The sequence below is a fragment of the Massilia phyllostachyos genome (genome assembly GCF_021044825.1).
Taxonomy (GTDB): domain Bacteria; phylum Pseudomonadota; class Gammaproteobacteria; order Burkholderiales; family Burkholderiaceae_D; genus Telluria; species Telluria phyllostachyos.
This window is the reverse complement of record NZ_JAJNOC010000001.1, coordinates 1,435,391-1,457,618: the sequence shown is the minus strand read 5'-3', so window position 1 is coordinate 1,457,618 and position 22,228 is coordinate 1,435,391. Positions and strand designations below refer to the sequence as shown.

General features: G+C 65.0%; 23 protein-coding genes and 1 tRNA gene. 13 read left to right on the top strand and 11 right to left on the bottom strand.

The genetic code is table 11. The features are described 5' to 3' along the window. The first annotated feature begins 188 nt into the window (after positions 1-188). Together LQ564_RS25945 and LQ564_RS06345 are read left to right on the top strand one after the other, a co-directional pair. A complete protein-coding gene (locus LQ564_RS25945; protein WP_231057224.1) occupies positions 189-812 on the top strand; it encodes a PEP-CTERM sorting domain-containing protein in 624 nt (207 codons plus the stop codon). A 114-nt stretch (positions 813-926) separates the two neighbouring features. Beyond that, positions 927-1,277, top strand: a complete 351-nt coding sequence (locus tag LQ564_RS06345; RefSeq protein ID WP_231057223.1) for a cupin domain-containing protein — start codon at positions 927-929, stop codon at positions 1,275-1,277. 15 nt (positions 1,278-1,292) lie between these two features. Here LQ564_RS06345 and LQ564_RS06340 read toward each other — a convergent pair whose 3' ends face one another. Continuing rightward, positions 1,293-1,976, bottom strand: a complete 684-nt coding sequence (locus tag LQ564_RS06340; protein WP_231057222.1) for a Fe2+-dependent dioxygenase — start codon at positions 1,974-1,976, stop codon at positions 1,293-1,295. 307 nt (positions 1,977-2,283) lie between these two features. Here LQ564_RS06340 and LQ564_RS06335 point away from each other — a divergent pair, with 307 nt between their 5' ends. After that, complete coding sequence (locus tag LQ564_RS06335; protein WP_231057221.1) at positions 2,284-3,537, top strand: DUF2863 family protein; 1,254 nt, start codon at positions 2,284-2,286, stop codon at positions 3,535-3,537. Positions 3,538-3,690: 153 nt separating this feature from the next. Here LQ564_RS06335 and LQ564_RS06330 read toward each other — a convergent pair whose 3' ends face one another. The 6 genes from LQ564_RS06330 to LQ564_RS06305 all read right to left on the bottom strand — a co-directional run bounded on the left by LQ564_RS06330 (position 3,691) and on the right by LQ564_RS06305 (position 9,857). Then, complete coding sequence (locus tag LQ564_RS06330; protein ID WP_231057220.1) at positions 3,691-5,946, bottom strand: catecholate siderophore receptor Fiu; 2,256 nt, start codon at positions 5,944-5,946, stop codon at positions 3,691-3,693. A gap of 195 nt (positions 5,947-6,141) precedes the next feature. Continuing rightward, on the bottom strand, positions 6,142-7,293 hold the full coding sequence (locus LQ564_RS06325) for a serine hydrolase domain-containing protein (protein WP_231057219.1): 1,152 nt from the start codon (positions 7,291-7,293) through the stop codon (positions 6,142-6,144). Next, positions 7,290-7,763: a CYTH domain-containing protein gene (locus LQ564_RS06320; protein WP_231057218.1), complete on the bottom strand. Its 474-nt coding sequence runs from the start codon at positions 7,761-7,763 to the stop codon at positions 7,290-7,292. The genes LQ564_RS06325 and LQ564_RS06320 overlap by 4 nt, the downstream gene beginning before the upstream one ends. A gap of 10 nt (positions 7,764-7,773) precedes the next feature. After that, complete coding sequence (locus LQ564_RS06315) at positions 7,774-8,895, bottom strand: M14 family metallopeptidase (protein WP_231057217.1); 1,122 nt, start codon at positions 8,893-8,895, stop codon at positions 7,774-7,776. 99 nt (positions 8,896-8,994) lie between these two features. Beyond that, entirely contained in the window at positions 8,995-9,366 is a 372-nt protein-coding gene (locus tag LQ564_RS06310; protein ID WP_231057216.1) for a hypothetical protein, read from the bottom strand. Between the two features lie 176 nt (positions 9,367-9,542). Further along, the gene (locus LQ564_RS06305; protein WP_231057215.1) at positions 9,543-9,857 is read right to left on the bottom strand and encodes a KGG domain-containing protein; all 315 of its coding nucleotides are present in this window, start codon (positions 9,855-9,857) and stop codon (positions 9,543-9,545) included. A 314-nt stretch (positions 9,858-10,171) separates the two neighbouring features. Between LQ564_RS06305 and LQ564_RS06300 the strand changes: the two genes are divergently transcribed. From LQ564_RS06300 to LQ564_RS06275, 6 genes are all read left to right on the top strand, one after another. Next, entirely contained in the window at positions 10,172-10,810 is a 639-nt protein-coding gene (locus tag LQ564_RS06300) for a hypothetical protein (protein ID WP_231057214.1), read from the top strand. Beyond that, positions 10,807-11,139 (top strand): hypothetical protein, encoded by a 333-nt coding sequence (locus tag LQ564_RS06295; RefSeq protein WP_231057213.1) that lies wholly within the window; start codon positions 10,807-10,809, stop codon positions 11,137-11,139. The genes LQ564_RS06300 and LQ564_RS06295 overlap by 4 nt, the downstream gene beginning before the upstream one ends. Before the next feature lie 204 nt (positions 11,140-11,343). Next, entirely contained in the window at positions 11,344-12,339 is a 996-nt protein-coding gene (locus tag LQ564_RS06290) for a glycosyltransferase family 2 protein (protein ID WP_231057212.1), read from the top strand. A 7-nt stretch (positions 12,340-12,346) separates the two neighbouring features. Continuing rightward, complete coding sequence (locus LQ564_RS06285; RefSeq protein ID WP_231057211.1) at positions 12,347-13,603, top strand: glycosyltransferase; 1,257 nt, start codon at positions 12,347-12,349, stop codon at positions 13,601-13,603. A gap of 129 nt (positions 13,604-13,732) precedes the next feature. Beyond that, the gene (locus LQ564_RS06280; RefSeq protein ID WP_231057210.1) at positions 13,733-14,302 is read left to right on the top strand and encodes a D-glycero-alpha-D-manno-heptose-1,7-bisphosphate 7-phosphatase; all 570 of its coding nucleotides are present in this window, start codon (positions 13,733-13,735) and stop codon (positions 14,300-14,302) included. Positions 14,303-14,946: 644 nt separating this feature from the next. Then, positions 14,947-15,621: a PEP-CTERM sorting domain-containing protein gene (locus LQ564_RS06275; RefSeq protein WP_231057209.1), complete on the top strand. Its 675-nt coding sequence runs from the start codon at positions 14,947-14,949 to the stop codon at positions 15,619-15,621. A 130-nt stretch (positions 15,622-15,751) separates the two neighbouring features. Here LQ564_RS06275 and LQ564_RS06270 read toward each other — a convergent pair. After that, positions 15,752-15,828, bottom strand: a tRNA-Pro gene (locus LQ564_RS06270). 178 nt (positions 15,829-16,006) lie between these two features. Here LQ564_RS06270 and LQ564_RS06265 point away from each other — a divergent pair. Beyond that, entirely contained in the window at positions 16,007-16,246 is a 240-nt protein-coding gene (locus LQ564_RS06265; RefSeq protein ID WP_231057208.1) for a hypothetical protein, read from the top strand. A gap of 79 nt (positions 16,247-16,325) precedes the next feature. Here LQ564_RS06265 and LQ564_RS06260 read toward each other — a convergent pair whose 3' ends face one another. Beyond that, a complete protein-coding gene (locus LQ564_RS06260; protein ID WP_231057207.1) occupies positions 16,326-18,212 on the bottom strand; it encodes an MFS transporter in 1,887 nt (628 codons plus the stop codon). Between the two features lie 258 nt (positions 18,213-18,470). On the opposite strand from LQ564_RS06260, the gene LQ564_RS06255 reads away from it, so the two are divergent. Then, positions 18,471-18,653 carry a hypothetical protein gene (locus LQ564_RS06255; RefSeq protein WP_231057206.1) on the top strand — a complete coding sequence of 61 codons (183 nt, stop codon included), beginning with the start codon at positions 18,471-18,473 and terminating at the stop codon, positions 18,651-18,653. Positions 18,654-18,734: 81 nt separating this feature from the next. Here LQ564_RS06255 and LQ564_RS06250 read toward each other — a convergent pair whose 3' ends face one another. Together LQ564_RS06250 and LQ564_RS06245 are read right to left on the bottom strand one after the other, a co-directional pair. Further along, positions 18,735-20,054, bottom strand: a complete 1,320-nt coding sequence (locus LQ564_RS06250; protein ID WP_231057205.1) for a homoserine dehydrogenase — start codon at positions 20,052-20,054, stop codon at positions 18,735-18,737. Positions 20,055-20,078: 24 nt separating this feature from the next. Then, complete coding sequence (locus tag LQ564_RS06245) at positions 20,079-21,305, bottom strand: pyridoxal phosphate-dependent aminotransferase (protein ID WP_231057204.1); 1,227 nt, start codon at positions 21,303-21,305, stop codon at positions 20,079-20,081. Positions 21,306-21,432: 127 nt separating this feature from the next. Here LQ564_RS06245 and LQ564_RS06240 point away from each other — a divergent pair, with 127 nt between their 5' ends. Together LQ564_RS06240 and LQ564_RS06235 are read left to right on the top strand one after the other, a co-directional pair. Then, positions 21,433-21,819, top strand: coding sequence for an Mth938-like domain-containing protein (locus tag LQ564_RS06240; protein WP_231057203.1), 387 nt, complete (start codon positions 21,433-21,435; stop codon positions 21,817-21,819). Further along, entirely contained in the window at positions 21,816-22,190 is a 375-nt protein-coding gene (locus LQ564_RS06235; RefSeq protein WP_231057202.1) for an SMR family transporter, read from the top strand. The genes LQ564_RS06240 and LQ564_RS06235 overlap by 4 nt, the downstream gene beginning before the upstream one ends. Positions 22,191-22,228 lie beyond the last annotated feature (38 nt).

Genomic DNA, 22,228 nt, shown 5'->3' with positions numbered 1-22,228 from the left:
ACTGTCGGCTAACCTTACATAAAACACCATCACGAAGATCGACGTGAGTGTCGGTTTATGTAAATTCCTGATTCTCAGGCGCTATTTCAACGCGCAATTTCCTGGCATACGATTTGCATGAGCACGAGCGTCCCGCCCGCTGCGCTTACGCAGCGTTCACTCATGCAGTCAACCTCAGGAGACTTACCGTGAAAATAGTACGCATGGCTCTTGCTGCACTCGCTTTCGCCTCCTTCAGCGCACACGCCGAACTGACCAGCTACGCACCGTGGGACGCCGCTTATCCCAACATCGCCGGCGTCCAATTCAACGTGCAGAACAGCACTGGCGCCGGCACCACCGGCACCATTGCCATGGGCGCGCATGCCTACAAGAACGGCGTCACCCTGCCCAACGACGGCAGCAGCGTGTTCCATGCGTCCAGCGGGCTGTACGAAGCCAACCGCGCCAACTGGAGCTTCGACTACGCCTGGGACCTGAGCGGCTGTACCGGCTGCTTCGTCCAACTGTGGGTCGACGTGGATGCCGGCTCGGGCGTGGATTTCAGGCAGCTGGCCCTGGTAAATGCGAGCGCGTCGAGCTACTTCGAATCGTGGAATATGGAGATGACGTTCATCGACGGCGCGCTGTATGACTTCGACCCGTACTCGCCCAGCAGCACCGCCTTCTCGCTGCGCCTGCTGGCCGCTACCGGACTCGAGCTGGCACGCTCCGACATCCGCGTCGACGTGCCGGAACCGGGCTCGATGGCCCTGCTGGGACTGGGCGTGCTCGGCATGGGCGTGGCCGCACGTCGTCGCCGCCGCGCCTGATCGACAGGATTGCCGGCGGCTTCGCCACGTCGCCAGCAGACCCAAAAACAACATGGTAGAGTTCTCGATCCAGGCCACCAGGACTTCTCCTTCCAGCCTGTCGCGGAGAATTCCATGGACGACAAAGTAAATATCCCATCGGCACTGGCTGGCCTGACGGAATTCTGGTCACAGCAAACGGTGGCGCAGGCGAACGGACAACTGTTCAAGGTGGCCAAGGGGATTGGCTCGACCCGCTGGCACAAGCATGACGACCAGGACGAGCTCTTCGTCGTCTACGCGGGCCGGCTCACCATCCAGCTGCGCGACCGCGACGTGGAGCTCGGCAGCGGCGACATCTTCACCGTGCCGCGGGGCGTGGAACATTGCCCGAAGGCCGATGTCGAGGCGCAGTTCCTGATCGTCGGCTTGAACATCACTTCGAATGCGGCAGGCGGGAAACCGGAGATGGTCGCCCAGCCCTAGCCGATCGGCGCGCGGCTACAGCTCCGCCCACATCCTCAGCAGGTTGTGGTAATGCCCGGTGATCCCCACCGTGGCATCGCTCTCCCCGTACGCCGCGCGCAGCTTCTGGATATTCGTGTCCAGCTCGAACAGCATCCCGCGCTTGCTGTCGTCGCGCACCATGCTCTGGGTCCACAGGAAGGACGCCACGCGCTCGCCGCGCGTCACCGGCAGCACCTGGTGCACGCTGCCCGAGGGATAGACGATGGCGTCGCCGGCCGGCAGCTTGACCTCGTGCGTGCCGTAGGCATCCACCACCACCAGCTCGCCGCCGTCGTAGTCTTCCGGCTCGGACAGGAACACCGTGGTCGACACGTCCGCGCGCACCGGCGGCAGGCCGCCGCGCTGGGCGCGCACGGCGCCGTCCACGTGCAGGCCGTAGTGCTCGCCGCCGTTGTAGGCGTTGAAGTAAGGCGACAGCACGCGCAGCGGCAGCACGCTCGAGAAGAACAGCGGATTGTTCATGAGCGCCGCACTGACGATCTGCCCGAGCTCGACCGCGAGCGGCGAGCCTTCGCGCAGCTGGCGGTTGCGCTTGACCTGGGCGCCTTGCGGGCCGACGCTCTCGCGGCCGTCGACCCACTCCGGCGCGCCCTCCATGCGCATGCGGATGTCGCTCACCTGCTCGCGGCTCAGCACACCGGGGATATGCAGCATCATGATCGTTTCCTCGTGATGAAAAAAGCCCCCCTGACGGGTATCAGGAGGGCGAAGTCCGGTTTCCCGGCGGGGGTGGTACTCGTCAATTCGGGCACTGCATCGGCCGGCAGGTCCAGCACACTACCGCCGGCAAACAAATGAGAATGATTCGCATTATCCTTATACTTGGCGCTTTTGGCAAGCGTTCCGCGCTGCGCGGACCTGCGCCGGGTGTTCATGGCATGTGGCCGAATCAACTACAATACCGGGGATATGGGTTTATCATGACCCGTGGACCAACTTCAGAAAAAGAGAGACCCTCAGCGCCATGCGTCGTCCTTCCAAAGATTCAACCCCTAAACTCTCCGTCGAAAGCCAGCGTCTCGTCAGCCTTGCGCAAGCCATCATGCAGGCCGCCAGCCGGGTCGAGGAACGGACCTGGGAGCGCCAACTGGACACGCACCTGCAGAAGCTGCTCAAGACCAACCACCAGGACAGCATCGACGCCGCCCTGAACGCCCTGTTCAAGGACGACCTCGCCTCCTACGACGTGCTGATGGACGCCGTCGAGGCGGTCAGCGAATCGGCGACCATGGTGGAGCAGGCGGACGGCGGCGACGTCACTTGGCAGGCCCTGCTGGTGGCCGCGCCGGTGCTCGCCTGGACCCGTTTCAACATTGCCTCGGGCAATATCCCGGCTGAGATCCTGACCACGCTGCAAGCCCACTTCTCGGCCCACCTGCTGGCCGAGGGCACCCGCATCGCGATGGCGCCGACCCTGTACTCGATCGACCAGCTGCCGCGCACCCATGCCGAGACCTATGCCCTGACCCACAAGCTGGCAGCGGCCGCGCACAAGGGCGGCACGGTCAAGCCGGCCGCACGCGGCGACGAGACCGCGCCCTTCCTGGCCGACACCCGCTACCTGCTGGTGGCGATCGTGGCCCCGCAAGGCGCCCCGATGTTCCGCTGGCAAGAGCCGCAGCATCACATCCAGTTCGCCGAGGAACGCAACCGCGCACTGGAACAATGGCGCGCCCAGGGTACGGCGAACATCGCGCGCCTGCTGCCGGGCTGCGGCGTCGAGCTGCTGCTGCCGGAAGCCTACTACGTCGCCTGCCGCGAAGCGGACAAGCTGATCCGCCCGATCTCGATCCGCGCCGCCGTCCACTACCTCACCCACACCCTCGGCGTGGAAGCATCGGACTTGCGCGCCGTGATCGCCGGCTTCGGCGAAGAGTCGGCCGATATCCAGATCGACGAATACCGCGTCTCCTTCACCATGCGCCAGGACAGCGACGTCATGTACGGCATCGTGTGGCCGCTGTACGGCCAGGAAGATGAGAACGGCACCCCGATGGAAGGCCCGTTTGCCATCGGCCCGGCCCCGCTGACCCCGATCAACGAGATCGTCGCCCACCTGAACGAAGCCGGCATCGCCCACATCAAACGCATCGGCGAGCGCTACGTCGCCGAATACTGCGACGACTGCGGCTCTCCCCTGTTCGCCGACCCGACGGGCGAGCTGGTGCACGCCGAGATGCCGGAAGACGCCCCGAGCGGGACCGAACACTTCCACTGAGCATCCACTCAGCGCCAACATTCGCACGTCGCCCCGGCGCAGGCCGGGGCCCCATTCCGCACCGCCGCCACCAGCGGCGCCCAAGGAAAAAACGCCGGCATTGCCGGCGTTTTCTTTGTCACGCCCGGTCGCTCGACCGGGCTCCACGTCAACTTAGAAGCGGAAGTTTGCCGTCAGGCTCGCCGAACGCGCCGCGCCCGGGGTGTAGCGGTAGCCGCTCTTGTTGATGCTGGCCACGTACTCTTCATCCGCGACGTTGTACACGTTCAGGCGCAGGTCCAGGTTCGGGCTGATGCGGTAGGACGCCATCAGGTCGAACACCCAGTAGTCCTCGGTGTACTTCGGCGTGCCGACGGCGCCGTCGGTGCCGCGCTTGAGCTCGTCGCTGTAGCGGGCGCCGCCGCCGACCTTGAAGCTCGGGGTCACGTCGTACGAGGTCCACAGCGTGAACGAGGACTTCGGCGTGTAGGTCAGGCTGTTCTCGCCGCTCGCGGTGATGGCGCGGCCCGCTTCCACCGTATTGTCCATGTACAGGTAGCCCGCGCTCACCAGCCAGTTGCTCGACAGCGCGCCGGTCACGCCCAGTTCCACGCCCTGCACGCGCTTCTTGCCGGTCTGGTACCACTTCAGGTCGACCGGGTCCTGCTCGACCTCGTTCTTCACGTCGGTGCGGAACAGGGCCGCCGACAGGGCCAGCTTCTGGCGCAGCAGGTCGACCTTGGCGCCCAGTTCATAGGTCGTGGTTTCCTGCGGATCGAAGATCGGGTTCTGGGCGCTGCTGGCGCTGGTCGAGGCCGTGAAGTTGGCGCCCGGCGGCTGCTTCGAGGTGGCGACCATGCCGTACACGCTGCTGTTGGTGGTCGGCTTGTACAGGAGCGAAGCCTTGCCGTTGACCAGGGTGTCGCCGACGTTGATGCGGGTCGGAACCAGCACATTGTTGGTCAGGGCGACGGCGTTATAGGTGCCGCGGAAACGGTCCACGCGCACGCCGCCGTTGAAGATCCACTTCTCGCCGAACTTCATGGTGTCGAACAGGAACAGGCTCTGGGTGTCGATGTCGCCTTCGTTGTAGGCGCCGGTCCGGGCCAGAGCCTGGCCGGTGACGGCGTCGGCCGGGTTCGGGTTGTACAGGTTGGCCGGCTGCAGGGTGCCCAGGCCGGTGCGGCCGTAGGTTGCCTGGGTCTCGTTGACGAATTCCAGGCCGGTGACGATGGTGTGCGCCACGTCGCCGGTGTTGAAGTCGGCGGTCAGGGTGGTCTGGTTGGTCAGGATCTTGTTTTCCGCGTCCTTCGAGGTGCGGGTGCTGCGCGCCACGGTCCAGGTCGACGGATCGGCGACAACCGGGGTGCGGAAGTTGGCGGTGCTGGCCAGCCAGGCGGTCAGGACGTAATCCTGGCTGGTGCGGCCATAGCGGCTGACGTTCGACAGGCGCATGTTCGGTGCGAACTCGTGCTCGACGCGGATGGTCGCCATGTCGGCCTTGACCTTGTCGAAGTCGCTGTTCGAGCCATAGAAGTTTTCCGGGTTCACCGGCGCGGCGTTCGTCAGGAAGGCGCGGGTCGGATCAGGGCTGGTGTAGCCCGGCAGGCCGATGGTCGGCACGCCGCCGTCCGGGGTGTTGTCCTGGTCCACGTGCAGGTAGTCGAGGTAGACGCGGGTCTGGCCGTTCAGGCCGAAACCGAGGCTCGGCGCCACGGCCCAGCGCTTGTTGTTGACCACGTTGCGGCCCGGGGTGTCCGAATCCTGTGCCATCGCGTTCAGGCGCAGGGCGATGCCGCGCTCGGCGTTCAGCACGGTGTTGACGTCGACGGTGGCGCGCTTCTGCGAATCGGTGCCGCCCAGCACCGAGCCCGACATGTTCGAGCTCATGTTGGCCTTCTTGCTGACCAGGTTGATCGAGCCGGTCGGCGAACCGCGGCCGGTGTCGGTGCCCGCCGGGCCCTTCAGGACGTCGATCTGTTCCAGGTTGAAGGTGTCGCGCGAGATCGAGCCGATGTCGCGGGCGCCGTCGACGAAGATGCTGCCCGAGGTGTCGAAGCCGCGCATGAAGATCGCGTCGCCGGTATTGGTGTTGCCGTTCTCGCCCAGGAAGAAGGCGCCCACGCCCGGGGTGTTGCGCAGCGCTTCGGTCAGGGTCACGGCGCCCTGCTGTTCGAACAGTTCCTTCTTGATGACCTGTACGGTCTGGGCGGTGTCGAGCAGTTTTTCGGTGTACTTGGCCGACGATGCGTGCTCGGCCTTGAATGCGTTCTCGGTCTTGCCGACGATCTCGACCTTGGCCGAGCTCTGGATTTCCGGCGCCGGCTTGTCCGCGTCGGCCGCATGGGCGGCCAGCGGCAGCAGGACTGCCGCCAGGGCTGCGCCCATCACGTGCGGTTGCGGGTGTTTGCGGCTTTTTATTGTTTTCATTTCAGGCATTTCCTTAGGTTCGAAAAATGAGAGGTTCAAGAATGAAAATTATTGTAAAGAAAATGCTCACTCATGTAAACAAGAATCATTCTTATTCGCGTTAAGAACTACGTTCCATGCGAAACGCTTGACGCTCCATCGGAAAGCACGACGGCCCGCAGAAGCGGGCCGTCGGAGGGGTGGGTCGAGGATGGATCAGCGCGGCAGGCTGGCGATGACCCTCGTCGCGAAGTCGGCCACGTTGCCGGCATGCCAGCGCCAGACGATCACCAGGTCGTGCTCGGGCGAGACCAGGATGGTATTGCTGCCGGCACCGAGCGCGGCATAGGCAGTGGCGGGCAAGCCCGGCAGGTTCTTGCCCTTGGTATTGAGCCACCACAGATAGCCGTAGTCGGGCCCGTGGACGCTCGGCGTGAGTGCCGCCTTCACATAGTTTTGCGGCAGGATCTGCTTGCCGTTCCAGGCGCCATTTCTCAGCCACAGGTAGCCGAAACGCGCCATGTCCCAGGAATCGATCCACATGCCGCCGCCCCAGCGGGTGCCGCCGCTAACCGACGGCGTCATCTTGCCGTTCAATTCCACGTAGCTGTTGTAGTAAGGCACCCACTTCCAGCTGTTCGAGGCGCCGATCGGCCCCATCACCTGTTCCTGGAACACCTCCGGCACCGGCTTGCCGAACACGCGCAGCAGCGACAGGGCGAAGCGGTTGATGCGCACGTCGTTGTATTCGTAGAAGCCGCCCGGCGCCTGCAACACGCGCGGCTTGCGCTCGCCCGCCCCGAAGGCTTCCTTGCCGATGAAGTCGGCGTTCTTGCCCCACAGGCTGCCCTCCCACTCGGACTCCTGCTGCAGGTGATGCTTCCAGGTCACCTGGGCGTTGCGGGGCGAGGCATAGCCGCCATCGTCGACGCGCTTCGCAACCGGCTCGTCGACGTTCAGGCGGCCATCGCGCACGGCCACGCCGGCTACGGTCGCCAGCATGCTCTTGGCCACCGAATAGGTCGGGTCGACAAAGTTCGTGTCGCCGAATTCCGCGACCACATAGCCCTTGTAGATCACCAGGCCATTGGTATGGGCGCGCATGGTCGGCATCGACCCCAGGCGGCTGCCGAAGGTCGCGTCCTGGTCCGAGAAGTCGAGGGCGCGCCTGGTCTCGTGCGCTTGTGCGAACTGGACGGCGGAGGCGAGCGCCTGCGCATCGATGCCGAGCTCGGCGGGCGCCTTGCGGGCCCAGTCGCCGGCTGGCGGGAAATAGCCCTGCTGGGCCGACGCGACGCCGGGCAGCACGGCGGCGAAGGCGGCAGCAATGGTGAACGCCAGCAGGCTGCGGCGCGATGCATGGATCATGCGGTGGTCCACTTCGAGAAAGGCAGCCTGATCAGGCTGGAGTTGTAGTAGCGGCGCTCGCCCGTGACTTCCCGGCCGATCCACTCGGGCCGTTCGAAAGCGGTGTCTTCGGCCGGCAGCTCGATCTCGGCCACCACCAGGCCGGCGTTCTCGCCGAGGAACTCGTCGACTTCCCAGGTAAACCCCTGGTAGTCGATGCGGCGCCGGATTTTTTCGACGAGGGGGCGTTCGCACAGGCGGTCGAGCAATTCCTCGGCATCCCGCAAGGGAAGCGGATACTCCCATTCGCCGCGGCTGGCGCCCTCGTTCTTGCTCTTGATCGTGAGCACGCCCTGCTCGCCCTCGATGCGCACGCGCACGGTGCGCTCAGGGTCCGCGCACAGGTAGCCCTGGCGCAGCAGGGTCGCCGCGCCCAGCGTGCGCCAGGCGTCGCCGCGGACCAGGAACTTGCGTTCGATTTCGACGCCCATGCCGCTCCCCTCAGTCGAGGGTCTGCAGGATCGGCTGCAGGATCGCCGCGCCGAGGGCCGCGCTGCGCGCGCCGTTCCAGCCGGTGTGCGGGTCGGGCAGGTTGGCGTTGTCCTTGAACGGCATCTCCAGGGTCAGCGACAGGCACTTGAAGGTGTGGCCGATGTACTTCGAGGCCAGGGTCAGGAGTTCCTCGTTGTACTTGCTGGCCGCATAGCCATAGACTTTCTGGAAGTCCGGGCTGGCCGCGATGTAGCGCTCGATGAAAGCGTTCTGCTCCTGCAGGCGCTCCGGGGTGAAGTCGGCCAGCATCTCGCTGCCGGCCACGAAGTTGTAGGGCAAGGCTTCGTCGCCATGGATGTCGAAGAACATGTCGACACCGGTTTCGTGAATCTTCTCCTTCACACACAGCACTTCCGGGCTGCGCTCGGGCGTCGGGGTCATCCACTCGCGGTTCAGGTTGGCGCCGGCGGCATTGGTGCGCAGGTTGCCGCGCACCGAGCCGTCCGGGTTCATGTTCGGCACGATGTAGAACACGGCGCGCTGCAAGAGCTTGCGCGCCACCGGGTTGGCGTCGTCGAGCAGCGCATCCATCATGCCTTCGACGAACCATTCGGCCATCGTTTCGCCCGGGTGCTGGCGCGCGATCACCCAGATCTTCTTTTCCGCCTGCGGGTTGCCGATCACGACCAGGTTCATGTCGCGGCCGTCGATGGTGGTCCCGATGTCGTGCACGCGCGCGATCGGGTTCTCGGCGACTTCGCCGAGCAGGCGCAGGTGGCGCTCCCAGGTGTAGGGCTCGAAGTAGGCGTAGTAGATGCTGTCGAGTTCGGGCGTGTGGTTGACCGTCATCACCTGGCCGTCGAAGCTGGTCGGCACCCGGAACCAGTTTTCGGTGTCGTAGCTGGCCGCGACCTGGTAATCCTCGAAGCCCTTCGGATAGGTCGCCTGGCCGGCGTTCAGGAAGCGGATCGTGCAGGCCTGGCCGCGCGCGCCCTGCAGGCGGAAATGGAACCACTGGTGGATGTCGGCGTGCGAATCCTTGCGCAGTTTCAGGTCGATCTGTTTCGGGTTGCTGGCGTCGACGACGTCGATGGCGCCGGAGTCGAAGGTCTGGCTGATTTTGATGGGCATGGCTGATCCTTGTGAAAGCTGAAGCGTGGCGCTGCGTGCGCGGCTACCGGCAATCATAAGGCAGCGGGCCTGCCCTTCCCCGGCGCCGCGACGGAATTCTTACTGCGCGTCGAGATCGATCAGGTCCTTGGTGTAGGCGATCATCACCTGGCGCATCAGCTCGACGTTGCTGCGGTCCAGCACCACCACCAGGTCTTCCTTGGCGTTCGAGACGAAGGTCATGCGCAGCTTGCCCGGCATTTCCTTGCACTGCACGTATTGCGCACGCGGGGTGTAGGGATTGTCCCAATCCTGCTGCGTGATCGGCGAGGGAGCCGGCGGCGGCTGCAGGCGCGGATCCTGGTTGACGGGCAGGTGCTTGAGCAGCCAGAACACGATGTTGGCCGGCACCTGGATGCACACATCGCTCGCGCCCTGCGCAGTGAACTTGACCAGCAACAGGTTGCCGACCTTGTCGCACGACATGGACATGCTCTTGACTTCACGAATGACCGCAGATTTCACGACTTGGATCCTAGGGAAAAGGTTGAAAAAGGCGCAGCGATTCTACCGCATCCCCGATCCAAATAGAAACAAAACGGGAAGCCTGCGCTCCCCGTTCCACTTCCACCGCGCCCGGCCGTCATGCGGCAGCGGCGCAAGCCGGCTTACTCTTTCGAGCCGCCGCGGTTGCCGCCCTGCGAAGCGCGGCCGCCCTTGGACGAGGCGGCGCGCGACGGGCCGCCCGAACCGGTGCTGGCCGACTGTCGGTTGCCATGGCTCATGCTGCCGGCACGGCGTGCCTCTTCCGAGGTGAATTCGTGGGCAGTGCCTTTGGCGTGGGCCGCCTTGCCGCCCTGGCTGGCGATTTCACGCTGGCGGGCCGGATCCATCGAAGCGAAGCCGCGATTGCGGGTGCCGCTGCTCTGGCTGTTGCCGCCCTGGTTGCTACCCTGCTTGTTACCTTGATTACCTGAGGCCATGATGATTTTCTCCCTGTTCACTTATAAACCGCCGCGTCCTGCGGCAGGATGCTCCGTCGCTCCGCTGAGTGAGCGCAAAATCATCTTAGGCAGCGCAATTGGATGAGGGTATAGGACGCTTTCAGATGACTTTGTAGGAATTCGCGCGACAGAAAATGCACCAGTGAAAATATACTTCCAGTAGTCAACAAAGCCATCAGTAACAGTCCTACAGGGCCCCCCTACGTCTTCCTATACTGAAAGCGTAGGACAGCGCGCATCATGACTCTTTCAGGGGCGCAGGCGCGCTTCCCTGTGCAACGAAAGGAGTCGACATGGATGCGAACCAACGCAGCGAAGTGAACAACCAGACGAACAACGGCGCCAACGAAAAATGGACACCCGGCGCCAAGGGCAATACCACCGACGGCCCGCTGGACCACACCTATCCGCAAGAGAGCAGCCGGAAGCAGGACATTCGTGGCGAGAACGAGATGCGCGGCGCGCAACCGCCGTCGCGCATGGGCCGGCAGGAAGTCGCCGCGGAGGACGGCGCACGTTCGGATCACGAAACCACGCTGGCGGGCGCCGTGCCGGACGACCTGCCGGGCGGGTCGCTGCAGAGCCAGCAGACCGGCGGCTCCGGCGCGCAACAAGGCATCACCGACAGCCACCAGCGCCAGATGGAACAGCATTCGGGGGCCTGGGGCCTGCTGGAGCAGCCGGTCGGGCATCGGGACAGCCATTCGGGCACCGACGTCCACCCACACGCGGGCAACAGCCAGACCACCGGCGGGATGAACCCGCAACATACCGCCCAACCCGAGTTGCAGGGCGGCTCGCTGGGCCGCCACCATGACGCGCCGCCCGGCACTTACCAGGCGCAGGCGGGCCCCGGCAACCGGCAAAGCGACACGCATGGCGAAGGCACCGGCATGGCGATCGGTCCGAACGTGAAAAGGAGCCGGCCATGAGCGCCCAGGATCGGCAGGGCCGGTCGAGCACCGACCGCGCGGGCTCGCAGACCGACGCCGCCGCACGCGAGGGCAAGGCCCCGGTGCCCGACACGCCGGTAGTGCACCAGTCGAACGACGTGTCCGGCGGCCTGCCGCGCAGCCCCGGCAACAGCGGGCCGCGCGCCGACAACCCGGGCTGGCAGCCGGCCCAGAGCGTGGACGCCGAAAAGAATCCGGTCCACGAATCGAACGACCTGGGCGGCGGCCTGCCGAAGAGCCCGGCCGGCGCCAACCGCCTGGCGGGCGACCGCAAGATGGACGACGATACCGGCTTTTCGCGCGGCTGACCGCCGCATCCTCTCCTCCGTGCGGGCCGGCAAGGCGCCGTCCCGCACGGATTCTTGATCCACCTCCAAGCAGCATCGGCTCAACGGAACCCGACCGTTCGGCGCCCACTCCAACCGCACTCAACACGCCTGCCCGAACGCATCGCCGCCGTCGCACGAAGCGACCCGCGTGGCGCCGGGCGGCGGACCAACGCGGAGGTGGATATGCCTGCAACGGATGACGCAACGCTCGCGGTTTCGGTGGTGGTGCCCGCCTGCGGCCGCATGGACCTGCTCGATCGCAACCTGGACGCCCTGATGCGCCAGGGGCTCGATCCGGCGCGCTTCGAAATCGTCGTCGTCGACGACGAACCCAACCACAACACCCTGCACCTGGTCGCCGGCTGGCGCACCCGCACCATCGAGCGCGGCCCGCGCCTGTCCTACGTCGCCAATCCCGGGCCGAGCGGGCCGGCCTCGGCGCGCAACCGCGGCTGGCGCGCGGCGCGCGCCCCCATCGTCGCCTTCACCACCGACGATGCCGTGCCCGAAGCCACCTGGCTGGCCGAGGGCCTGGCCGCATGCCAGGACGGCGTCGACGTCGTCTGCGGCCGCATCCGCACGCCGGTGCCGGCCCGCCCCACCGAGCAGCAGCGCAGCGCGCGCGTGCACGAAGAGGCCGACTTCACCAGCGCCAACTGCTTCTTGCGCAAGCCGGTGCTGGAGCGCCTGGAGGGCTTCGACGAGCGCTTCAGCGTCCCGCGCGGCAGCGACGCCGACATGCACTTCCGCCTGCTGGAACACGGCATCGCCATCGCGCGCGCGCCGCGCGCCCTGGTGGTGCACCCGGTGCGGCTGGCGCCCTGGGGCGCCAGCCTGCTGCAGATCCGCCACGCGGTGTTCGACGCGCTGCTGTACAAGAAGCACCCCGCCCTGTACCGCCAGAAGATCGAGCCGCGCCCGCGCTGGGACCACTACGCCATCGTCGCCGTGCTGCTGCTGGGCCTGGCCTGCCTCCTGATGGGCCTCACCATCTTCGCCACGCTGGCGTTCGCCGCCTGGCTGCTGCTCACCATCCGCCTGTGCGCGCACCGGCTGCGCGGGGTGGCGCACACGCCGGCGCACGTGGCGGACCTGGTCCTCACCTCCGCCCTGCTGCCGCCGCTGGCGGTGTTCTGGCGCCTGACCGGCGCGCTGCGCTACCGCGTCCGCTTCGCCTGAGCTTTCCATGCAAACCGCTTTCGACCCTACCTGTCCGGCCGACGGTCCGGCGCGCTTGCGCATCGCCATGCTCACCGGCGTCGCAATGGACGATCCGGCCGCGCAGAGTGCCGCCGTGCACCTCGACCGGCTCGTTTTCCAGCTCACACGTATGGGTCACAGCGTCGACCTGGCCGACCGGCGCGCGGGCGCGGAGGCAGATGATGTTGCGGGCGAGGCAGGCGCCGCCCCTTCGCGCACACCAGGGTCGACGCTGGCGGCAAGCCGCATGGTCCGGCAGGCACGCCACGCGCCACTCGGCCCGCGTGGGAAAGCACCCGGCGATTGCGCGCAGTCACAGGGCGCGGACTTCGACATCGTCCATGCCCTGTCCCTACGCGCCGGGGAAACCGCGTTGCGCCTGCAGCAGGCAAGCGGCATTCCCTTCGTGCTCGCCATGGAGACGTTCGGCGCACCGCCATCCTGGTTGCGCGCTCCTCACGGCGCCCACGCCCCGGTGCTGCATGCTGCCGCCCGCATCCTGTCGCCGGGCACGCAGCACAGCCGCCAGCTGGAGCGCCTGTACCGCATCGCAGCCGCACGGGTCGTCCCCGCGCCGCGCGGCTTCGCGCCCGAAGAACTCTGGCCCCAGCCCATGGCCGAGGCACGCGCCAGCCTCGGGCTCGCCCAGGAACGCTTCCTGGTCCTGTACCTGGGCCGCGTCGCGCCCCGCAAAGGCATCGATACCCTGATCCAGGGTGTCTCCCTGCTGCGCCGGCGCCATGCCGTCGACGCCGGCCTGCTGGTCGTGGGCGGCGGCCCCGGCGAATGGGTCGAGCTGGCCCGTCTCGGCCACCTCGCCTCCGAGCTGGGCGTCGGCGCCCACGTGCAGTTCGCCGGCCCGCAACCGCGCGCCAGCCTGCGCGCCTTCTACGCCGCCGCCGACGTCTGCGCCGCCACGCCCTGGTACGAACCGTTCGGCATGGCGCTGATCGAAGCCATGGCCTGCGCCCGTCCCGTCATCGCATCCGAGCTGGGCGATATCGGCGCGCTGGTCGACGACGGCGGCAGCGGCTTCCTGATTCCGTCGCGCGATGCGAACGCGTTGGCCGACCGGCTGGCGCGGCTGCACCGGCATCCCGGCCTGGCGCGCGCCATGGGAGAGGCCGGCCGCCGCCGCGCCTGCGAACACCATACCTGGCGAAGCCAGGCCACGCAGTTGCTTGCCCTGTATCGCGCGGCGCTGTGCGAGCTCCGCCAGCCTGCCCATCCACTCACTTCCTGACAAGAGGACTATCGCCATGCCCATCCGGCATTCATCCCGCCTGCATGCTCGACCCGATCGGCAAGACCAGTGCAGGTCGACACTGCTGCGCCTCACGCGCCCAACGGGCCGGCCGGACGGAATGCGCGGATGAAAGCCATCTTCCTCGACAAGGACGGCACCCTGGTCGACGACCTTCCCTACAACGTCGAACCGCGCCGCATACGCCTGGTGAGCGGCGCCGGCGCCGCGCTTCGGCTGCTGGCCCGGCTCGACTACCGCTTCTTCGTCATCACCAACCAGTCCGGCATTGCCCACGGCTGCTTCGGCGAAGACGCGATGGGCCCGGTGGCCGACCGCCTGTCCGACCTGCTGTTCCGCGAGAACCTGACGATGGACGGTTTTTACTATTGCCCCCACCATCCGCTCGGCACCGTCGGCGCCTACGCCATGGTCTGCGCCTGCCGCAAACCTTCGCCCGGCATGCTGATCAAGGCCTCCCACGACCACGGCATCGACCTGCGCGCCTCCTGGATGGTCGGCGACATCCTGCACGACGTCGAGGCCGGCAACCGCGCCGGCTGCCGCACCCTCCTGATCGACAACGGCAACGAGACCGAATGGCGCCTCGGCCCGCGCCGCGTCCCCACCCGCATGGCGCCAGACCTGTACGCCGCTGCAGTGCTGATCGCCAGCCATGAAGAGGACCGGCAAGCATGATCTGTATCGCGCCTGGCGCCCGATGGCCGCATGCCATGCATGCGCTTCGCTTGGCTCGGCGATAGTTTCCGTTGAGCTTGGATTTCGGTGCTTTCAGCAAGTAAAGCTGACGTCGCAACATGGCGGCAGGGCTCAAGCTGCTGGTCTGAGCACCGCTCCTTACCCCACCAGAAAACGTCATAGCAGGGGCCTACGCACGGAACTGTCGAGTCCGAAATGGACAGGGGCGCGCCTGTTCACCGACATCGGCTAGTGCTGATGCCAGCTGCACCGCGGTGATGTCAGGGACGGGAATAACATGGTCGTGCACGACCTGACGCACGGCAGTTCGACGGTCATGTGGTCGGTCGCCTGCACGACGGGCGGTGGCAGCGCAGCGACGATCTCCTTCCATACCGCGCGTCGACCGCGACTGAAGTAGCAGGACTGCATCGGGTCGAACGTGGTGGCTCGCAATCTTCGCGGCGGAGATTAGGATCCTTAAGCATGGAGCGAAAGGGGGCAGTGCTTTGGACGTGAAATGCTATATACGGTGTCGATTTTTTTTACAACCTTGCAAGTTTCTTTACATAAATCTTTGATTTTATTGCTTGGCACAAATATTGCTCTGCATACCGATTCAAACTAACTAGGGAATATAAAAGATGAAAAAAATGATTCTTACGGCTCTCCTCGCTTGCTCCACCATCGCCTCTGCAGCCACCATTCCAACTGGTATTCAAACTAATGTCAGCAATACGCAGGTTGCCAATTGGGGGTGGACCGAGTGCTCGCGGACTGGTGCGAACTTCGCCGTATCGATGGCGAGCGTCCTGTCCGCGTGTCAAGGCAACTATCTAGCGATGGGCGTGTGGGATGCATCAGCTGGCGCCTATGCCGTTGTCGGAATGGGCGAGTGGGATGTGGCAAGCAAGATCCTGTACGCCGACCATAGCGGCGATAACAATGGCACAACACAGAATTGGTCCAACGGCCTGAACTGGTATCGCACGTCGACCTATGGCTCCTGGGGATTCACGACTGCCAAAGAAACTGCATTAAACACCGCAGACACCAACCTCTACAACGGGTTTAACAATCCCGGTTCCAATGGCAAGGCCGAGACCACGCTGGCTGCTGGCCTGTCGTTTCACGTGAATAATGGAAATCTCACTTCGGGTTGGGCCTTCAACGCTACAGGTTCGGACTTCACCGAAATGACCGCCCAAGATCAACGTGTGTTCTGGGTAGCAAACGTCGCTGCCATTCCGGAGCCTACGTCGATCGCTCTGTTCGGTCTTGGCGCTCTCGCCCTCGTCCGTCGGCGCAACCGTAAGTAATCCTGCCTCATCCAGCCTCACGCTTACCGTGTGGGGCTGTACATCCTTTCCAGAAGCTGCGGCAATTTCTGGAAATCGGCTGTTAACGACAAAGGCCAGCTCCGCGGCTGGCCTCAGTGATCGATTTTGTTGGTCGGGGCGAGAGGATTCGAACCTCCGACCCCCTGCACCCCATGCAGGTACGCTACCAGGCTGCGCTACGCCCCGACTAACTCCGGAATTATAACAGAGCTCGGCGGAAAGCTCGGGCTTTTGTTAGTGAATGCGCATGTTTTCTTGCGTCGGCGCATGCGAAGTCGCCGGCCAGGCGAAACAAGTCGAACGGTCGCGCTACCGGCGAGAATGCTATTCTGACGCCTCTACCGTCCGGATTCCAGTTACCGACATGGCCGCCCTGTCTCTCCTGTGTTCTCTTCTTACCGTCTGGACCAGCTGGCTGGTGCTGCCCTTGTTCGTCTTCGGTCCGCTCGCCATCTACCTCGGCTGGAAGTCGTACAAGCAAGCCAGTGCGCATCTTCCTCGGATGAAACCAGGGCGGCGCCTGGTGGCGCTCGCGCCCATGCTCATCGGTATTGCGGCGATTCCTGGCGCATTGGTGTTTCTGAATGCCACTTATCGGGCTTGAGAAGGGAGCGGGCCGGGAGGCGTGATTTGAACGCGTGGGCGGAGGACCGCGGGGCCGCCCAGGTCCACCCCACAAAACCTTACTTCCAGTCCCCGCGCAGCGCCAGCACCTGCTGCTGCAAATACTCCGGCGACGCCGACTCAGGCGCCACCGGCACGCCGACGGCCAGCGCCAGCTTCGAGCGGATGCCGCGCGCGAACGAGCGCTCGAAGATGTTCGACGGGTCGCGCGTGAACACGCTGCCCCACAGGCCGCTCAGCGCCATCGGGATCACCGGCACCTTGCTGCGCTCGACGATTTTCGAGATACCGCCGCGGAACTCGTTGATCTCGCCGGTATGGGTCAGCTTGCCCTCCGGGAAAATGCATACCAGCTCGCCCTCATGCAGCGCCTCGGCGATGTCGACGAAGGCGCGCTCCATCAGGAAGGGGTCGTCCTTGGCCGGCGCGATCGGGATCGCTTTCGCCGCCCGGAACAGCCAGCCCAGGAATGGCGTCTTGAAGATGCGGTGGTCCATCACGAAGCGGATGGGGCGCGGGCTGGCGGCGCCGATCACCAGGGCATCGACGTAGGACACGTGGTTGCAGACCAGCACCGCCGGGCCCTCGTCCGGAATGCGGTCGGCGTCGATGGTGCGCACGCGGTAGCCGGTGTGGATGAGCATCCAGGCCATGAAGCGGATCAGGAATTCCGGCACCAGCGAGAAGATGTACACCGCCACGCAAGCGTTCAGCAGCGCGGTGATGAGGAAGAGTTCAGGGATGGTGAAACCCTGCCCCAGCAGTGCGATCGCCACGCCCGCGGCCGCCACCATGAAGATCGCATTCAGGATGTTCATGCCGGCAATCGTGCGCGAGACGTGCTGCGGGTCGCAGCGGGTTTGGATCAGGGCGAACAGCGGCACGATGAACAGGCCGCCGAACACACCGATCAGCACCAGGTCCATCATGATGCGCCACACGCCCGGCAGCGTGACGAGGGTCATGGCGCCGACCGTCGCGGTGTTCGTGTACGCCACGCTGGCGAAGTAGAGGTCGATGCCGAACACCGACAGGCCGATCGCGCCGAAGGGCACCAGGCCGATCTCGACCTTGTGGCCCGACAGTTGTTCGCACAGCAGCGAGCCGGCGCCGATGCCCAGCGAAAACACCGTCAGCAACAGCATGATGACGCTGTGGTCGCCATGCAGGTAATCCTTGGCATACAGCGGGAATTGCGACAGCACCAGGGCGCCATAGAACCAGAACCAGGAGTTGCCCAGCATCGACAGGAACACCGTGCGGTTCTTGCTCGAGAACTTCAGGTTGCGCACCGATTCCACGAAGGGGTTCAGGCTGACCTTCAGGTCCGGCACCGGCGCCGGCGAGGCCGGGATGCGCCAGCTCGCCGCCAGCCCCAGCAGCGCGCACAGGATGGTGCCGCCGACGACCAGCTCGATGCCCCACGGCTTATAGCCGACCAGCAGGGTGCCGACCACCTCGCCCAGCAGGATGCCGACGAAGGTGCCCATCTCGATCACACCATTGCCGCCGACCAGTTCTTCCGGTTTCAGCTGCTGCGGCAGGTAGGCGTACTTGACCGGTCCGAACAGGGTCGAATGCAGACCCATGCCGACCACGGCGGCGATCAGGATCCACAGTGTGTGGGTCAGCCAGCCGACCGCCGCCACCGCCATGATGCCGATCTCGAGCAGTTTGACGAACCTTGCCATGCTTCCCTTGTCAAACTTGTCGGCGATCTGGCCGGCGGTCGCCGAGAACAGCACGAAGGGCAGGATGAACAGGCCGGCGACCAGGTTGTTCATCAGCGCCGGGTCGGCGTCGGTCCAGTTGGCGGTGTCGAAGGTCAGCGCGACCAGCAGCGCGGTCTTGAACAGGTTGTCGTTGAAGGCGCCGAAGAACTGGGTCCAGAAGAACGGGCCGAAGCGGCGTTGCGTCAGCAGGGAAAACTGGCTCGGTTTGCTCATGCAGGTAGGCTCGTCTGAAAGAAGGAATCCGTAATCTACAACAGCGCGAAGGGGGTTCCGCTCTGCTTTACTCTTGCGTCGCAGATACTAAACCGTAAAGTCGCGGCTGGCGATACCGAATGGGTAAAAAGCATAGACCGCAGCCTCGTTCAAGCGGCGTCCCGCGTAAATCCGTCGCATCAAGAAGCGCCGTTGAAACCGCGCAAACGTGCTCGCATACGCATGAATTGTGCAGCGCAGCGCAGGTAGAATCCGCGGATGACTTCTCCCGACTTCCTCCTTTGCTACGCCAGCGTGACGACCGCGCTGTTCGACCAGATCGAACACGATATGCTGGCACTCGCTTCCGCCTTCATCGACGATGACGAGGCGCCCGCCACCCTGTCCTGCGAGGTCTTGCCAAGCTATTGTCCGCAGCCCATGGGTATCTCGATGACATGACAAAACGATTCGGTCCCGGGCACAGCTGCGTCCCGAAATCGAATCGTTCCCACTTCCGCAAGCCGCCCGGTTGAACCCAGCTCAGCTCAGCGTCTCGAGACGGATGCGCGTCACCTTGCCGATCACCGCCGGCAGCGTTTCGATCTTCGCGATCGCCGCATCGATGTTTTTTTCGCGGGTCTGGTGGGTGAGCATGATGATGTCGAGGTTGACCTGGTTGCCCGGTTCTTTCTGCAGTACGGCGTCGATCGAGATGCCGGCGTCGGCCAGGATGCGGGTCAGGTCGGCCATCACGCCGAGCTGGTCCTTCACGTAGACGCGCAGGTAGTAGCTGGTCGTGATCTCGGCCATCGGCACGATGGCGACGTCGGTCATCTGGTTCGGCTGGAAGGCCAGGTGCGGCACGCGGCAGTAGGGGTCGACCGTGGCCAGGCGGGTGACGTCGACCAGGTCGGCGATCACGCTCGAGGCGGTCGGCTCGGCGCCGGCGCCCTTGCCGTAGTAGAGCGAGGCGCCGACCGCGTCGGCCTGCACCAGCACCGCGTTCATCGCGCCTTCGACGTTGGCGATCAGGCGCGAGGCCGGAATCAGGGTCGGGTGCACGCGCAGCTCGATGCCCTCGCCGGACTCGGTCTGCGTACGGCGGGTGATGCCCAGCAGCTTGATGCGGTAGCCGAGCTGCTCGGCGTAGCGGATGTCGCGCGCCTGCAGTTGGCTGATGCCTTCGATATAGGCCTTGTCGAACTGCACCGGGATGCCGAAAGCGATCGCCGACATGATGGTCAGCTTGTGCGCCGCGTCCACGCCTTCGATGTCGAAGGTCGGGTCGGCCTCGGCGTAGCCCAGTTCCTGGGCCTGCTTCAGGACCGTGGCGAAGTCCAGACCCTTTTCGCGCATCTCGGACAGGATGAAATTGGTGGTGCCGTTGATGATGCCGGCTACCGACGCGATGCGGTTGGCGGTCAGGCCTTCGCGCAGCGCCTTGATGATCGGCACGCCGCCGGCCACCGCCGCCTCGAAGGCGACCGTGACGCCCTTGTCCTGGGCGGCGGCGAAGATCTCGTTGCCGTGCAGCGCCAGCAGCGCCTTGTTGGCGGTGACGACATGCTTGCCGTTGGCTATTGCTTGCAGCACGAGACTGCGCGGCAGCTCGTAGCCACCGATCAATTCCACGACGATATCGATGTCCGGATTGTTCACCACCGCAAAGGGATCGCCGGTCACTTCCACCCCGGCGCCGACCACGGCACGCGCCTTGTCCAGGTTGCGGGCGGCCACCATCGTAATCTCGATACCGCGGCCGGCGCGGCGGCGGATCTCCTCCTGGTTGCGCTGAAGAACGTTGAAGGTGCCGGCGCCGACGGTGCCGACGCCCAGGAGGCCTACTTTGATGGGTTTCATGAGTTATCCGTTGTATACGTGATGTCAGCGCGCGTGGCGTCGTCGGTAGCCGTCGAGGAAACGCGCGATACGACCACAGGCGTCTGTGAGGTCGTCGGAGTTGGGCAGGAAGACCAGCCGGAAATGGTCCGGGCTGATCCAGTTGAAGCCGGTGCCTTGCACCAGCAGCACTTTTTCCTCGGACAGCAGTTCGCAGATGAACTGCTGGTCGTCCGTGATCGGGTACATCTTCGGATCGAGGCGCGGGAACATGTACAGCGCAGCTTTTGGCTTCACGCAGGTCACGCCCGGAATATCAGTCAATAGTTTATGGGCCAGGTCACGCTGCTTGAGCAGGCGACCGCCCGGGCCGACCAGGTCGGCGATGCTCTGGTAGCCGCCCAGCGCGGTCTGGATCGCGTACTGGCCCGGCGCATTGGCGCACAGGCGCATCGAGGCCAGCATGTTCAGGCCCTCGATATAGCCCTTGGCATGGCGCTTTTCGCCCGACACCACCATCCAGCCGGCGCGGTAGCCGCAGGAACGGTAGTTCTTGGAGAGGCCGTTCAGGGTCAGGAACAGCACGTCGTCGGCCAGCGAGGCGATCGAGACGTGCTCCTCGCCGTCGTACAAGGTCTTGTCGTAGATTTCGTCGGCGTAGATGATCAGGCCATGCTGGCGCGCCAGCTCGACGATCTCGAGCAGCACCTCGCGGTGGTACAGGGCGCCGGTCGGGTTGTTCGGATTGATGACGACGATCGCGCGCGTGTTCGGCGTGATCTTCTTGCGCATGTCCTCGATGTCCGGCAGCCAGCCGCTCTGCTCGTCGCAGACGTAGTGCACCGGGTTGCCGCCCGCCAGGCTGACCGCCGCGGTCCACAGCGGATAGTCGGGCGCCGGCACCAGCACCTCGTCGCCGTTGTTCAGCAGGCCCTGCATCGCCATGACGATCAGTTCAGACGCGCCATTACCCAGGTAAATGTCGTCGATGCCGACGCCGGCGATGTTCTTGCCTTGCGTGTAGTGCATGACGGCCTTGCGCGGCGCGAACATGCCCTTGGAATCGGTGTAGCCGGCCGCGCCATGCATATTGCGGATCATGTCGTGCACGATCTCGTCGGGCGGGTCGAAACCGAATACGGCCAGGTTGCCGATATTGAGCTTGATGATCTTCTGGCCGTCGTCTTCCATCTGACGGGCCTTTTCCAGCGCCGGGCCACGGATTTCGTAGCAAACATCGTCCAGCTTGTTCGATTTCAGGATCGGTCGCATGTGTCTCCAGCTCGGTGGGCGCTTTGTTGCAGTGCGAAAAATACCATTCTGCCGAAACCGCCCGATTTAAGCAACCTCGCCTCTCCGGGTACAATGTCCCTTACAGAAAGCAACCGGATCCGCCACCATGAAGCTCCATTCCGACAATAACGAGAAGTACCAGACCGTCACCGGCTACGACGCCGGCGGGGTCGAGATCAATGCCCAGCGCTTCAACTTCAGCCTGATCGTCATGCCCGAGGTGGCGCCGCGGCCCTGGCCGGTGACGCGCTTCGAAGACCTGAGCGCCGCCCACTTCGAACAGATCGCCGCCGACAAGCCCGACGTCGTGGTGCTCGGCACCGGCGCGCGCCAGCGCTTCGTGCACCCGAAGCTGGTCGCCAGCCTCTCCGCCATGCACGTCGGCGTCGAAAGCATGGACAGCCAGGCCGCCTGCCGCACCTATAACGTGCTGATGGGCGAAGGACGCAAGGTCACGCTGGCCCTGATCATCGACGACGGCGCCGGGGCATGAGTCCCGCGGCATTTGCCTTCATCATCACCGGCGTCATCCTGAACGCCGCCGCCCAGCTCCTGCTCAAGGCCGGCACCAACGCCCTCGGCGGCGCCATCCACCTCACCCGCGACAACTGGTTCGCGACCGGACTGAAGGTCGCCACCCAATGGCCGATCATGGCCGGCATGCTGTGCTACGTGGTTTCGCTGGTGGTCTGGATCATGGGCCTGTCGCGCACCGACGTGACGGTGGCTTACCCGATGCTGTCGCTGGGCTATGTGATCGGCGCGGTCGGCGCCTGGATGTTTCTGGGAGAAGCGATCTCGCTGCAACGCCTGCTCGGCATCGGCGTGATCATGCTGGGCGTGGTGCTGCTGGCCCGCAGCTGAGCGGGCCTGCAGGAGCGGCGCCCGGGAGGCGCCGCGAA

Bases quoted from the DNA above. Each gene is read 5' to 3' on its own strand.
- LQ564_RS06240 (WP_231057203.1), top strand. From the start codon at position 21,433: ATGAAGCTCCATTCCGACAATAACGAGAAGTACCAGACCGTCACCGGC.
- LQ564_RS06325 (WP_231057219.1), bottom strand. From the start codon at position 7,293: ATGATCCATGCATCGCGCCGCAGCCTGCTGGCGTTCACCATTGCTGCC.
- LQ564_RS06345 (WP_231057223.1), top strand. From the start codon at position 927: ATGGACGACAAAGTAAATATCCCATCGGCACTGGCTGGCCTGACGGAA.
- LQ564_RS06285 (WP_231057211.1), top strand. From the start codon at position 12,347: ATGCAAACCGCTTTCGACCCTACCTGTCCGGCCGACGGTCCGGCGCGC.
- LQ564_RS06315 (WP_231057217.1), bottom strand. From the start codon at position 8,895: ATGCCCATCAAAATCAGCCAGACCTTCGACTCCGGCGCCATCGACGTC.
- LQ564_RS06330 (WP_231057220.1), bottom strand. From the start codon at position 5,946: ATGAAAACAATAAAAAGCCGCAAACACCCGCAACCGCACGTGATGGGC.
- LQ564_RS06280 (WP_231057210.1), top strand. From the start codon at position 13,733: ATGAAAGCCATCTTCCTCGACAAGGACGGCACCCTGGTCGACGACCTT.
- LQ564_RS06310 (WP_231057216.1), bottom strand. From the start codon at position 9,366: ATGTCCATGTCGTGCGACAAGGTCGGCAACCTGTTGCTGGTCAAGTTC.
- LQ564_RS06290 (WP_231057212.1), top strand. From the start codon at position 11,344: ATGCCTGCAACGGATGACGCAACGCTCGCGGTTTCGGTGGTGGTGCCC.
- LQ564_RS06255 (WP_231057206.1), top strand. From the start codon at position 18,471: ATGACTTCTCCCGACTTCCTCCTTTGCTACGCCAGCGTGACGACCGCG.
- LQ564_RS06260 (WP_231057207.1), bottom strand. From the start codon at position 18,212: ATGAGCAAACCGAGCCAGTTTTCCCTGCTGACGCAACGCCGCTTCGGC.
- LQ564_RS06235 (WP_231057202.1), top strand. From the start codon at position 21,816: ATGAGTCCCGCGGCATTTGCCTTCATCATCACCGGCGTCATCCTGAAC.
- LQ564_RS06305 (WP_231057215.1), bottom strand. From the start codon at position 9,857: ATGGCCTCAGGTAATCAAGGTAACAAGCAGGGTAGCAACCAGGGCGGC.
- LQ564_RS06335 (WP_231057221.1), top strand. From the start codon at position 2,284: ATGCGTCGTCCTTCCAAAGATTCAACCCCTAAACTCTCCGTCGAAAGC.
- LQ564_RS06265 (WP_231057208.1), top strand. From the start codon at position 16,007: ATGGCCGCCCTGTCTCTCCTGTGTTCTCTTCTTACCGTCTGGACCAGC.
- LQ564_RS06340 (WP_231057222.1), bottom strand. From the start codon at position 1,976: ATGATGCTGCATATCCCCGGTGTGCTGAGCCGCGAGCAGGTGAGCGAC.
- LQ564_RS06245 (WP_231057204.1), bottom strand. From the start codon at position 21,305: ATGCGACCGATCCTGAAATCGAACAAGCTGGACGATGTTTGCTACGAA.
- LQ564_RS06295 (WP_231057213.1), top strand. From the start codon at position 10,807: ATGAGCGCCCAGGATCGGCAGGGCCGGTCGAGCACCGACCGCGCGGGC.
- LQ564_RS06250 (WP_231057205.1), bottom strand. From the start codon at position 20,054: ATGAAACCCATCAAAGTAGGCCTCCTGGGCGTCGGCACCGTCGGCGCC.
- LQ564_RS06300 (WP_231057214.1), top strand. From the start codon at position 10,172: ATGGATGCGAACCAACGCAGCGAAGTGAACAACCAGACGAACAACGGC.
- LQ564_RS06320 (WP_231057218.1), bottom strand. From the start codon at position 7,763: ATGGGCGTCGAAATCGAACGCAAGTTCCTGGTCCGCGGCGACGCCTGG.
- LQ564_RS06275 (WP_231057209.1), top strand. From the start codon at position 14,947: ATGAAAAAAATGATTCTTACGGCTCTCCTCGCTTGCTCCACCATCGCC.